Source organism: Pseudoalteromonas sp. AWM4_233 (genome assembly GCF_056158285.1).
Window position 1 is genome coordinate 126,097 of record NZ_JBSWSZ010000001.1, and the last position, 13,546, is coordinate 139,642.

At 44.0% G+C, this 13,546-nt stretch carries 10 protein-coding genes and 1 tRNA gene; all 11 read left to right on the forward strand.

Annotated features, from left to right (window positions below):
• The first annotated feature begins 105 nt into the window (after window positions 1–105).
• The 11 genes from ACXAC4_RS00620 (at window position 106) to rpsG (ending at window position 13,527) form a co-directional block, all read left to right on the forward strand.
• Window positions 106–182: transfer RNA gene (locus ACXAC4_RS00620), tRNA-Trp, on the forward strand.
• 132 nt (window positions 183–314) lie between these two features.
• Complete coding sequence (gene secE / locus ACXAC4_RS00625) at window positions 315–692, forward strand: preprotein translocase subunit SecE (RefSeq protein WP_475158339.1); 378 nt, start codon at window positions 315–317, stop codon at window positions 690–692.
• Between the two features lie 4 nt (window positions 693–696).
• A complete protein-coding gene (nusG, locus tag ACXAC4_RS00630; RefSeq protein ID WP_130256507.1) occupies window positions 697–1,254 on the forward strand; it encodes a transcription termination/antitermination protein NusG in 558 nt (185 codons plus the stop codon).
• A 162-nt stretch (window positions 1,255–1,416) separates the two neighbouring features.
• Window positions 1,417–1,845 (forward strand): 50S ribosomal protein L11, encoded by a 429-nt coding sequence (rplK, locus tag ACXAC4_RS00635; protein WP_010387320.1) that lies wholly within the window; start codon window positions 1,417–1,419, stop codon window positions 1,843–1,845.
• 6 nt (window positions 1,846–1,851) lie between these two features.
• Window positions 1,852–2,556 (forward strand): 50S ribosomal protein L1, encoded by a 705-nt coding sequence (gene rplA, locus ACXAC4_RS00640; protein ID WP_058028509.1) that lies wholly within the window; start codon window positions 1,852–1,854, stop codon window positions 2,554–2,556.
• Window positions 2,557–2,888: 332 nt separating this feature from the next.
• Complete coding sequence (rplJ, locus tag ACXAC4_RS00645; protein WP_058028510.1) at window positions 2,889–3,383, forward strand: 50S ribosomal protein L10; 495 nt, start codon at window positions 2,889–2,891, stop codon at window positions 3,381–3,383.
• A 77-nt stretch (window positions 3,384–3,460) separates the two neighbouring features.
• On the forward strand, window positions 3,461–3,823 hold the full coding sequence (gene rplL / locus ACXAC4_RS00650; RefSeq protein ID WP_058028511.1) for a 50S ribosomal protein L7/L12: 363 nt from the start codon (window positions 3,461–3,463) through the stop codon (window positions 3,821–3,823).
• 263 nt (window positions 3,824–4,086) lie between these two features.
• Window positions 4,087–8,112 carry a DNA-directed RNA polymerase subunit beta gene (rpoB, locus tag ACXAC4_RS00655; protein ID WP_130256504.1) on the forward strand — a complete coding sequence of 1,342 codons (4,026 nt, stop codon included), beginning with the start codon at window positions 4,087–4,089 and terminating at the stop codon, window positions 8,110–8,112.
• A 96-nt stretch (window positions 8,113–8,208) separates the two neighbouring features.
• Complete coding sequence (gene rpoC / locus ACXAC4_RS00660) at window positions 8,209–12,390, forward strand: DNA-directed RNA polymerase subunit beta' (protein WP_475158341.1); 4,182 nt, start codon at window positions 8,209–8,211, stop codon at window positions 12,388–12,390.
• Window positions 12,391–12,579: 189 nt separating this feature from the next.
• Window positions 12,580–12,954: a 30S ribosomal protein S12 gene (rpsL, locus tag ACXAC4_RS00665; protein ID WP_010387308.1), complete on the forward strand. Its 375-nt coding sequence runs from the start codon at window positions 12,580–12,582 to the stop codon at window positions 12,952–12,954.
• 102 nt (window positions 12,955–13,056) lie between these two features.
• Window positions 13,057–13,527: a 30S ribosomal protein S7 gene (rpsG, locus tag ACXAC4_RS00670; RefSeq protein WP_058028514.1), complete on the forward strand. Its 471-nt coding sequence runs from the start codon at window positions 13,057–13,059 to the stop codon at window positions 13,525–13,527.
• Window positions 13,528–13,546: the final 19 nt, after the last annotated feature.

Below are 13,546 nucleotides of genomic sequence, written 5' to 3' on the forward strand. Positions count from 1 at the left end.
CCATTGCTGGCGTGAGATTAGCGTAAGATTTGACAAAATTAAAATTTGCGCATCTTTTACTCTTGTTTTCGCTTTGTTCGTCAGTATAATGGGCATCCACTTTGCAGGGGCGTAGTTCCAATTGGTAGAACAGCGGTCTCCAAAACCGATGGTTGCGGGTTCGAGTCCTGCCGCCCCTGCCAATTCATACAGCTAGTCTAAACCTAAAATAATGTGGCCGTTCAATGAACCTCTCGCTTATTTGTAGATTTGGATTAATGGATTTACCCTGCCATATGCAGGGTCGTTGTGTCTGTATTTAAGGTAAATTTTTTATGAGCACGAATGTAGAAACTCCGTCAAACTCGATGGATACGGTTAAGTGGCTAGTATCAATTGCATTGCTATTAGGTGCAGTGATAGGTAATTACATGTACGCTGACCTATCTGTGTTAGTGCGTGCGGTAGGTGTTGTTGTTGCAGTAGCAGCTGCTTTAGGTCTACTGGCAACTACTGAAAAAGGTCGTACTTTTATTGCTTTTGCAAAAGAGTCTAGAATTGAAGTACGCAAGGTTGTTTGGCCAACGCGTCAAGAAACAACGCATACAACTTTTATCGTAATGCTAGCAACAGTAGTTATGGCGTTAATCCTTTGGGGTTTAGACGGCATTTTATTCCGTATTGTTGGCTTTTTAACTGGATTGGAGATCTGATCCCATGTCGGATGAGAACAAAGAAAAGAAATTACGCTGGTACGTAATTCAAGCGTTTTCGGGTTTCGAAAAGCGCGTTGCTCAAACAATCATTGAGCACATTAAGATCGAAGGCTTAGAAGATAGCTTTGGTGAAGTACTAGTCCCTACTGAAGAAGTAGTTGAAATGCGTGCTGGTCAAAAGCGCAAATCTGAGCGTAAGTTCTTCCCAGGTTATGTTCTAGTTGAAATGGACATGAACGATGCGAGCTGGCACTTAGTAAACAGCACGCCACGTGTAATGGGCTTCATTGGTGGTACGTCTGATCGTCCAGCACCAATCAGCAAAAAAGAAGCTGACCGTATTCTTAACCGTATTCAAGAAAATGCTGAAGCGCCTAAGCCTGCAACATTATTTGAAGTGGGTGAAGTGGTACGCGTGAACGATGGTCCATTCGCAGACTTCAGTGGTGTAGTTGAAGAGGTTGATTATGAGAAGAGCCGCTTAAAAGTGTCTGTTCTTATCTTCGGTCGTTCTACACCAGTTGACCTAGAATTTGGTCAGGTAGAAAAAGACAAATAATTTCTTTTCGAAGAGATTGAAAAAGGCCGCTGGTTAATCTATAATCAGCGGCCTTTTGTTATCTGGTATAGCAAAAGCACAGATTTTTTTAATTTGGGAAGCCGCTTGAGTACGCGTCCTCGCGCGCACAAGGCAAAGACCCAACTAACGAGGTTATTTAAAATGGCAAAGAAAGTTGAAGCTCTAATCAAGCTACAAGTTGCTGCTGGTATGGCTAATCCTAGTCCTCCAGTAGGTCCTGCACTAGGTCAACACGGTGTAAACATCATGGAATTCTGTAAAGCGTTCAACGCACGTACAGAGTCTATCGAGAAAGGCGCTCCGGTTCCTGTAATCATCTCTGTTTACAACGACCGTTCATTCACTTTCGACATGAAAACTCCACCTGCTTCTTACCTTCTTAAGAAAGCAGCTGGCATCAAGTCTGGTTCTGGCCGTCCTAACACAGAAAAAGTTGGTACAGTAACACGTGCTCAACTAGAAGAGATCGTTGAGACTAAACGTCCTGATCTTACTGCTGCTGATATGGATGCAGCTGTACGCACGATTGCAGGTTCTGCACGTGCAATGGGCTTGAATGTAGAAGGGTAATTGAGAATGGCTAAATTAACTAAGCGTATGCGCGTAATCCGCGAAAAAGTTGACGTAACTAAAGAGTACGAAATCAACGAAGCTGTTGCTCTTCTTAAAGAACTAGCTACTGCTAAATTCACTGAAAGTGTTGACGTTGCTGTTAACCTTGGTATCGATGCACGTAAATCTGACCAAAACGTTCGTGGTGCAACTGTACTTCCAAACGGTACTGGCCGTGAAGTTCGCGTTGCTGTATTCACAGCTGGCGCAAACGCTGAAGCTGCTAAAGAAGCGGGTGCTGATTTAGTAGGTATGGAAGAGCTTGCTGAGCAAGTTAAGAAAGGCGAAATGAACTTTGACGTTGTTGTTGCTTCTCCAGATGCAATGCGCGTTGTTGGTCAACTAGGTCAAATCCTAGGTCCACGTGGTCTTATGCCTAACCCTAAAACTGGTACTGTAACACCTAACGTTGCAGAAGCAGTTAAAAATGCTAAAGCTGGTCAGGTTCGTTACCGTAACGACAAGAACGGTATCGTTCATACGACTATCGGTAAAGTTGACTTCACTGCTGAACAGCTACAACAAAACCTTGAAGCACTACTTGTTGCGCTTAAGAAGGCTAAGCCTTCTCAAGCGAAAGGTACTTACTTGAAGAAAGTAAGCATCTCAACAACTATGGGCGCAGGTGTTGCTGTTGACCAAGCTACTCTAAACACGCAAGTAGCGTAATTTAGAAATTAGCATTTACATGGCGTAAAATTTGAACTATAATTTTGCGCCATTTCGTTGAGAACGTGTTCTCTAACGAAGTAAAGAATTCGGGTTGAAGCGCATAATTTCGTGTATTGTTAACCAGTTGGTCTACAATCAAACGATAAATTGCGTTTCCGTCCAAGACCGTAGGTGGTGAAAGCCTTAATAATTCCTACGTAGACGGTGTGAATCCCAGCTAGATTTTCCTAATCTTCTGGCTCTCGCCGTAAAAAGCACCTCAGCAATTTTGTTGAGGTAAGAGTAGAACTGAAAACCATTAGGTTTTTAATTAACCAGGAGTAACACCCATGGCTTTAAACCTTCAAGACAAGAAAGCAATTGTTGCTGAAGTTAATGAAGTTGCCAAAGGTGCTCTATCTGCAGTAGTTGCAGATTCTCGTGGTGTGACAGTTGATGCTATCACTGCTCTTCGTAAAGAAGCTCGTGAAGCAGGCGTTTGGATGAAGGTTGTTCGTAACACCCTAGCTAAACGTGCTGTTGAAGGTACTGATTATGAGTGTCTTAACGAGTCTCTAGTAGGCCCAAGCCTAATCGCTTTCTCTTCAGAGCACCCAGGTGCTGCTGCGCGTATCTTCTCAGATTTCGCGAAAAAGAATGAGCTATTCGAGCTTAAGTCTGCTGCATTCGAAGGCAATATCGTTGACGTAGATATGCTTGCTAAGCTACCTACTTATGACGAAGCTGTTGCACGCTTAATGAGCGCTATGAAAGAAGCGTCTGCTGGCAAATTGTGTAAAACAATTGAAGCAGTTCGCGTTAAGAAAGAAGAAGAAGCTGCTTAATTTTAAGCCTTTATTCACTTTCTCATTTAAAAATTTTTTTGAACCTCATGGGTTCGTAATTAATTAGGAAATTTACAATGTCTGTAACTAAAGACCAAATCCTTGACGCGATTGCTGAAATGTCAGTAATGGAAGTTGTTGAACTAGTTGAAGCAATGGAAGAAAAGTTCGGCGTAACTGCAGCTGCTGCTGTTGTTGCTGCAGGTCCTGCTGAAGCTGCTGAAGAAAAGACTGAGTTCGACGTAATCCTAGCTGCTGCTGGCGGTAACAAAGTTGCTGCTATCAAAGCTGTACGTGGTGCAACTGGTCTTGGCCTTAAAGAAGCAAAAGCTCTTGTTGAGTCTGCTCCTGCGCCAATCAAAGAAGCTGTTTCTAAAGAAGAAGCTGAAGCACTTAAGAAAGATCTTGAAGAAGCTGGTGCTGAAGTTGAGATCAAGTAATCTAGCTACGGCTAGGTTCGCTGCCTGAGCAATCAGGCAAGGGCTGGTGATTATTTAATCACCGGCCCTTTTGCGCTCTAGTATGATCATATTTACTAGACGTAAAAAACTCTAAATTTCACTTTTATTTCAATAACTTAAGTTTTTGCTAATAGCAGTGGCATTTAGTGCAACAATGAGATGTTGTTATCATGGCTTAGATGCCAGTAATGCTGTTCTTACAAGAACAGGTTGGGTCAAAGATCAGCAAGCTGAGGAACCCCATGGCTTACTCTTATTCTGAAAAGAAACGTATCCGTAAGGATTTTGGTAAACGTCCACAAGTTTTGGATATACCTTTCTTACTGTCTACACAGTTAGAATCGTTCAAAAAATTCTTGAATCCTGACGCTGTAGGCGACTATGGACTGGAAGCTGCATTCCGCTCTGTTTTCCCTATTAAAAGCTACTCGGGTAATTCTGAGCTCCAATACGTAAGTTACCGTATTGGCGAGCCAGTATTCGATGTAAAAGAATGTCAAATTCGCGGCGTGACTTATTCTGCTCCACTTCGCGTGAAATTACGTCTTGTGCTAATGGATAAAGAAGCACCAGGCACAGTTAAAGACATTAAAGAGCAAGAAGTTTACATGGGCGAAATCCCGCTCATGACCGATACCGGTACTTTTGTAATCAATGGTACAGAGCGTGTTATCGTTTCTCAGCTACACCGTTCTCCTGGTGTATTCTTTGATAACGACCGTGGTAAGTCACACTCTTCAGGTAAAGTACTTTATAACGCACGTGTTATTCCTTACCGTGGTTCATGGTTAGACTTTGAATTTGATGTAAAAGATAACCTATATGTACGTATCGACCGCCGTCGTAAGTTACCGGCGTCTATCATTCTACGTGCTTTAGAGTTTACATCTGAAGAGATCTTAGCAATGTTCTTCGAAACGACAACGTTCGAAGTTGCTAACGGTAAAGTATTAATGGAGCTTGTTCCTTCACGTCTTCGTGGTGAAACAGCTGCATTTGATATTAAAGACAAAGACGGTGACGTGATCGTTGAAGCCGGTCGTCGTGTTACTGCTCGTCATATCAAGACTCTTGAAAAGAAAGAAATTACACAACTTGAAGTACCACATGAGTACATCATTGGTCGTGTAGTAGCTAAAAACTACATCGATGAGTCTACTGGTGAAATCATCGCAGAAGCGAATGCTGAACTTTCACTAGAACTAATGGCTGAGCTTGTTAAAGCAGGTCACGCGCAAATCGACACACTTTACATCAATGATGTAGATAGTGGTGCTTACATTTCAGATACATTACGTATCGATTCTTCTACAAACCGCTTAGAAGCGCTTGTAGAAATCTACCGTATGATGCGCCCTGGTGAGCCACCAACGAAAGAAGCTGCAGAAGCTTTATTTGAAAACTTATTCTTCACTGAAGAGCGTTATGACCTATCAACTGTGGGTCGTATGAAGTTCAATAGCCGTGTAGGTTATGATTCAGATACAGGCCCAGGTACACTGAGCAAAGAAGATATCGTATCAGTAATGAAAGTATTGATCGATATTCGTAACGGTAAAGGCGAAGTGGACGATATCGACCACCTAGGCAACCGTCGTATCCGTTCTGTAGGTGAGATGGCTGAAAACCAATTCCGTGTTGGTTTAGTACGTGTTGAACGTGCTGTTCGTGAGCGTTTAAGCTTAGGTGATCTTGACAATGTAATGCCTCAAGACCTAATCAACGCGAAACCTATTTCAGCAGCAGTTAAAGAATTCTTTGGCTCTTCACAGCTGTCACAGTTCATGGACCAAAACAACCCGCTTTCAGAAGTAACGCACAAGCGTCGTATTTCTGCATTAGGTCCGGGTGGTCTTACACGTGAACGTGCAGGCTTCGAAGTTCGAGACGTACACGTAACGCACTACGGTCGTGTTTGTCCTATCGAAACGCCTGAAGGTCCAAACATCGGTCTGATCAACTCACTTTCTACATACGCACGTACTAACGACTATGGTTTTTTAGAAACACCATACCGTAAAGTTGTTGATGGTGTAGTAAGCGACGAAGTTGATTACCTATCAGCTATCGAAGAAGGTCAATTCGTAATCGCTCAGGCGAACACGAACCTGAACGACAGCAATGAATTTATTGATGAGTTAATCCCATGTCGTCACAAAGGTGAATCGACATTTATGGGTCGTGATGACATCCAATATATGGACGTATCACCTCAGCAGGTTATCTCAGTTGCAGCAGCACTAATCCCATTCCTAGAACACGATGATGCTAACCGTGCACTAATGGGATCGAACATGCAACGTCAAGCAGTACCAACACTACGCGCTGATAAGCCGTTAGTAGGTACAGGTATCGAGCGTACACTAGCAAAAGATTCTGGTGTAACAATCGTTGCTAAGCGTGGCGGTGTTGTTAAGTACGCTGACGCAAGCCGTATCGTAGTTAACGTAAATGAAGAAGAGCGCATCCCAGGTGAAGCGGGCATCGACATTTACAACTTAACTAAATACACACGTTCTAACCAAAATACGTGTATCAACCAGAAACCAACTTGTATGGTTGGTGAGCCGGTTGTACGTGGTGACGTATTAGCAGATGGTCCTTCGACTGACTTAGGTGACTTAGCACTAGGTCAAAACCTTCGCGTGGCATTCATGCCATGGAATGGTTACAACTTCGAGGATTCAATCTTACTATCTGAGAACGTTGTAAAAGAAGATCGTCTAACAACAATCCACATTCAAGAACTTCAGTGTATCGCACGTGATACTAAGCTTGGTCCTGAAGAGATCACAGCTGATATTCCAAATGTAGGTGAGTCTGCACTTGGTAAACTGGATGAGTCTGGTGTTGTTTACATCGGTGCTGAAGTAAAAGGTGGCGACATCCTTGTAGGTAAAGTAACACCTAAAGGCGAAACGCAACTTACTCCTGAAGAAAAGCTACTACGTGCTATCTTCGGTGAAAAAGCATCTGATGTTAAAGACAGTTCACTACGCGTACCAAACTCTGTAACTGGTACAGTGATCGACGTACAAGTATTCACTCGCGACGGCGTTGAAAAAGACAAGCGTGCGTTAGAAGTTGAAGAAATGCAGCTTCGTGAAGCGAAGAAAGACTTCAACGAAGAGTTCAGAATCCTTGAAGGCGGTATCTTAACACGCGTACGTACATTACTTGTACAAGCGGGTCTAAGTGAAGAGAAAGTAGCTGAATTAAGCACTGACAAGCTACTAACTCAAAGCCTAGCTGATGAACAGCAACAAGCTGATCTTGAGCAACTTGCTGCACAGTACGATGAGCTTAAAGCTGAGTACGACAAGAAGTTTGAAAACAAACGTCGCAAGATCACTCAAGGTGATGACTTAGCACCAGGCGTACTTAAGATTGTTAAAGTATACCTAGCTGTTAAACGTCGTATCCAACCAGGTGATAAGATGGCTGGTCGTCACGGTAACAAAGGTGTTATCTCGACAATCGTACCAGTAGAAGATATGCCATACGATGACAAAGGTCGTACTGTAGATATCGTACTTAACCCGCTGGGTGTACCATCTCGTATGAACATCGGTCAGATCTTAGAAACACACATGGGTCTGGCTGCACGTGGTATCGGTGAAACGCTAGAAGAGATGATGAAAGAGCAGCGTGAAATTCACGAAATGCGCGATTTCATTGCAAAAGCTTACGCTGTAGGTGATTGCCGTCAGAAAGTTGATATTGCTAGCTTCTCTGATGATGAAGTTCGTCGTCTTGCGAACAACCTGAAAGGTGGTCTACCTATCGCGACTCCTGCATTCGATGGTGCACGCGAATCAGAGATCAAAGACCTTCTTGAGCTAGGTGGTTACCCACGTAGCGGTCAGGTAACGCTATATGATGGTCGTACTGGTGATGCGTTTGAGCGTCAAGTAACCGTTGGTTACATGTACATGCTGAAACTAAACCACTTAGTAGACGACAAGATGCACGCGCGTTCTACTGGTTCTTACAGCCTAGTAACTCAGCAGCCGCTGGGTGGTAAGGCACAGTTCGGTGGTCAGAGATTCGGTGAGATGGAGGTATGGGCATTAGAAGCATACGGTGCTGCTTATACACTTCAAGAGATGCTGACGGTTAAGTCAGATGACGTAAATGGTCGTACTAAGATGTATAAGAACATCGTTGACGGTAACCACAAGATGGAACCGGGTATGCCAGAGTCATTCAACGTATTGTTGAAAGAAATCCGCTCACTAGGTATCAACATCGAGTTGGAAGAAAATTAATCCGACAGCCGCAGCTAAGCTGCGGCTCCCCGGACTGAAAGAATGTAGGGGCAAGCATTGCTTGCCCTCGAGATTAACTCCGACAGGAGAGCTAAGGTGAAAGACTTACTTAAGTTTTTGAAGCAACAAAATAAGACCGAAGAATTTGATGCGATCCGCATCGGTCTTGCTTCACCAGACATGGTACGTTCTTGGTCTTACGGCGAAGTTAAAAAGCCTGAGACAATTAACTATCGTACGTTCAAGCCTGAGCGTGACGGCTTATTCTGTGCCCGTATTTTCGGCCCAGTAAAAGATTATGAGTGTTTATGTGGTAAATATAAGCGCTTAAAGCACCGTGGTGTTATTTGTGAAAAGTGTGGCGTAGAAGTTACTTTAACTAAAGTACGTCGTGACCGTATGGGTCACATTGAGCTAGCTAGCCCAGTTGCACACATTTGGTTCCTTAAGTCATTACCGTCTCGTATCGGCCTAATGCTAGATATGACACTTCGTGACATCGAGCGCGTACTTTACTTCGAATCATTCGTAGTAACTGAGCCAGGTATGACTACGCTAGAGCGCGGTCAGCTATTAGGCGAAGAAGAGTACCTAGATGCACTTGAAGAGCACGGTGATGAGTTCGAAGCTAAGATGGGTGCAGAAGCTGTACTTGATCTACTTAAAGAACTAGACCTAGGTCAGCTTATCGCAGAAATGCGTGAAGAGTTACCAACAATCAACTCTGAGACTAAGCGTAAGAAGATCACTAAGCGTCTTAAGCTGATGGAATCTTTCCACCAGTCAGGTAATAACCCTGAGTGGATGATCATGAGCGTGCTTCCGGTTCTTCCACCAGATCTTCGTCCTCTAGTACCACTAGATGGCGGTCGTTTTGCAACGTCTGATCTGAACGACCTTTACCGTCGTGTTATTAACCGTAACAACCGTCTTAAGCGTCTACTTGACTTAGCTGCACCAGACATCATCGTACGTAACGAAAAACGTATGTTACAAGAAGCGGTTGATGCGCTACTTGATAATGGTCGTCGCGGTCGTGCGATCACAGGTTCTAACAAGCGTCCACTTAAATCGCTTGCAGACATGATCAAAGGTAAGCAAGGTCGTTTCCGTCAAAACCTTCTTGGTAAGCGTGTTGACTACTCAGGCCGTTCTGTAATCACAGTTGGTCCTACGCTTAAACTTCACCAGTGTGGTCTTCCTAAGAAGATGGCACTTGAGCTATTCAAGCCATTCATCTACGGTAAGCTGGAGCGCCGTGGCATGGCGACAACCATCAAAGCTGCGAAGAAGATGGTTGAGCGTGAAGTACCAGAGGTATGGGACGTACTAGACGAAGTAATCCGTGAACACCCGGTTCTACTTAACCGTGCACCAACACTTCACCGTCTTGGTATCCAAGCGTTTGAACCTGTTCTAATCGAAGGTAAAGCAATCCACCTACACCCACTAGTGTGTGCGGCATATAACGCTGACTTCGATGGTGACCAAATGGCGGTACACGTACCGTTAACATTAGAAGCACAGCTAGAAGCACGTGCCCTAATGATGTCAACGAACAACATTCTATCACCAGCGAACGGTGAGCCTATTATCGTTCCTTCACAGGACGTTGTATTAGGTCTTTACTACATGACGCGTGATCGCATCAATGCCAAAGGTGAAGGCATTGTATTTAAAGATGCGAAAGAAGCTGAAAAAGCTTACCGTACAGGTGTTGCTGAACTTCATGCTCGCGTTAAAGTTCGTATTACAGAAACTGTTATCGATGAAGAGACTGGTGATCGTTCACAACAGACTTCTGTAGTAGATACGACTGTTGGTCGTGCGATCCTTTCTCTAAGCACACCTGAAGGCTTACCATTTGAGCTTATCAACCGTGCATTAGGTAAGAAGCAGATTTCTGCACTTCTAAATGAGTGTTACCGTCGTCTAGGTCTTAAAGACACAGTAGTGTTTGCTGACCAAGTGATGTATACAGGTTTCCACTACGCGATGAAGTCAGGTGTATCTATCGGTATTAACGATATGGTAATCCCACCGACGAAAGCAGGCATCATTGAAGCGGCTGAAGCGGAAGTATCTGAAATTAACCAACAGTTCCAATCAGGTCTTGTAACTGCGGGTGAAAAGTACAACAAAGTAATCGATATCTGGTCACGTGTTAACGAAAACCTTTCACGTGAAATGATGGCGAACTTATCAAAAGATACAGTTGTGAATGCTCAGGGTGAAGAAGAAGAGCAACCTTCTTTCAACTCTGTATTTATGATGGCCGACTCAGGCGCACGTGGTAGTGCTGCTCAGATCCGTCAGTTAGCGGGTATGCGTGGTCTAATGGCACGTCCAGATGGTTCAATCATCGAAACGCCAATCACGGCTAACTTCCGTGAAGGTCTAAACGTACTACAGTACTTCATCTCGACGCACGGTGCGCGTAAAGGTCTAGCCGATACGGCACTTAAGACAGCGAACTCGGGTTACCTAACTCGTCGTCTAGTAGACGTTGCACAAGACTTAGTTATCACAAACGACGACTGTGGCACGTTAGACGGTCTAACAATGAAGCCGCTAATCGAAGGTGGTGACGTTGTTGAGCCACTTCGCGAGCGTGTATTAGGTCGTGTTGTTGCTGAAGACATCTTAAAGCCAGGTACTGAAGAAGTACTTGTTGAACGTAACATCATGCTTGACGAAAAACTGTGTGACCTTTTAGAAGAGCACTCAGTGGACGAAGTACGTGTACGTTCTGTTATCACATGTGATAACGATTACGGTGTATGTGCTAAGTGTTATGGTCGTGACCTAGCACGTGGTCATATCATCAACGCAGGTGAATCAGTAGGTGTTATCGCTGCTCAGTCAATCGGTGAGCCGGGTACACAGCTTACGATGCGTACATTCCACATCGGTGGTGCTGCATCAAGAGCGTCAGCAGAAAATAGCGTACAAGTTAAGAATAACGGTAGCCTGAAGTTACATAATGCAAAATATGTATTAAACACTGACGGTAAGATTGTTATCACTTCACGTTCAACTGAGATCACAATCATTGATGATCACGGTCGTGAGAAAGAGCGTTATAAGGTGCCTTACGGTGCTGTACTTTCTGTACAAGATGGTGCAGAAGTTAAAGGTAACGATATCGTTGCAACATGGGATCCGCACAGTCACCCAATCATTCTTGAGCATGAATCAAAAGTGTCATTCTCTGACATTGATGATAGCAACACAGAAGCGCAGACTGATGACCTTACAGGTTTAACACGTGTTGTTGTTAAAGACCTATCTAAGGTTAATGCGAAAGAGCCTAAACTAATCATTGAGAACGAAGAACGTGGTCTTCAAGAGATCCGTCTACCTTCATTCACAACGATTGAAATCACAGATGGCGCAACAGCGGCACCTGGTCAGGTTCTAGCGCGTATTCCGCAGGAAGGTTCGAAGACTCGTGACATCACGGGTGGTCTACCTCGAGTTGCTGACTTATTCGAAGCGCGTAAGCCAAAAGATCCTGCAATCCTTGCAGAAATCACAGGTGTTGTGAGTTTCGGTAAAGAGACAAAAGGCAAGAAACGTCTTGTTATCACTCCTGAAGAGGGTGATGCATACGAAGAGATGATCCCGAAATGGCGTCAGCTTAACGTGTTCGAAGGTGAGATGGTTTCTAAAGGTGAAGTTATCGCCGATGGTCCAGAGTCTCCGCACGACATCCTTCGTCTTCGTGGTGTAACTGACGTATCTAACTACATCGTAAACGAAGTACAAGAAGTTTACCGCTTACAGGGTGTAAAGATTAACGATAAGCACATCGAAACGATCATTCGCCAAATGCTACGTAAGTGCATCATCCTAGACGGTGGTGATACTGAGTTCTTAGCTGGTGAACAAGTTGAAGTGGCGCGCGTTAGTATTGCAAACCGTGATTTAGAGAAGCAAGGTAAGATCCCAGCTAAGTATGAAATTCAGCTGATGGGTATTACTAAAGCGTCTCTTGCAACAGAATCTTTCATTTCTGCAGCATCATTCCAAGAAACAACTCGTGTTCTTACGGAAGCTGCAGTAAATGGTAAGAGCGATGAGCTACGTGGCTTGAAAGAGAACGTAATCGTGGGCCGTCTGATCCCAGCCGGTACAGGTTTCGCGTATCACCAAGAACGTATGAATCGTCGTAAGCAAGCTGAGCTTCCAGTTGAAGAGCAAACAGTAAGCGCTGAAGAGGCAACTCAAGCACTAACTGATGCACTGAACGCTGACCTATTAGGTGGCGAAGAGTAATTCTTCCCACTAAATAGCTAAAGATAATACGGGCAAGTCTGAGAAATCAGGCTTGCCCGTTATTTTTTGGTTGACAGCTCAATCTTTGCTCATTAAAATTCCGCCACCCATTTATTCGTTCGAATAAAAGAATGTTTAAATAGGGCAGATTTTTTCATTTTTCAGTAGTAATTAATCAGGAGCTATTTAATGGCAACTATTAACCAGCTAGTGCGTAAGCCACGTCGTAGCAAGGTTACAAAGAGCAACTCTGCTGCTCTTAAAGCTTGTCCACAGAAACGTGGTGTATGTACTCGTGTATATACAACAACACCTAAGAAACCAAACTCTGCATTACGTAAAGTAGCGCGTGTACGTTTAACTAACGGTTTCGAAGTAACTTCATACATCGGTGGTGAAGGTCACAACCTTCAAGAACACAGTGTTATCCTAATCCGTGGTGGTCGTGTTAAAGACTTACCGGGTGTACGTTTCCACACTGTTCGTGGTGCACTTGACTGTGCAGGCGTAAATGACCGTAAACAAGGTCGTTCTAAGTACGGTGCTAAACGCCCTAAGGGCTAATGGTTCTCCGTTAGTAAGGCCAAGCACTTAAATTTTTAATTTTTATATTTTGTTTTGGGAGTCGCTGAAGTAAAGCGAACCTGAAGATACCGGAGAAATAAAATGCCTAGAAGACGCGTTATAGGTCAACGTAAAATTCTTCCAGATCCTAAGTTCGGATCAGAACTTCTTGCTAAATTCGTTAACGTAGTAATGTTAGACGGCAAGAAATCTACTGCTGAAAAAATCGTTTACGGTGCGTTAGACGTGGCTGCTGAGAAATCAGGCAAGTCGCACCTAGAAATCTTTGAAGCTGCACTTGAAAATGTACGTCCAGCGGTTGAGGTTAAATCTCGCCGTGTTGGTGGTTCTACATACCAAGTTCCAGTTGAAGTACGTCCAGTACGTCGTAACGCATTAGGTATGCGTTGGTTAGTTGACGCTTCTCGTAAGCGTGGCGAAAAGTCAATGGGCCTTCGTCTAGCTCAAGAGATGCTTGATGCAGCTGACAACAAAGGCACTGCGGTTAAGAAACGTGAAGACGTTCACCGTATGGCTGAAGCGAACAAAGCATTCGCTCACTACCGTTGGTAGTCTGCTAACACCTTTTAAG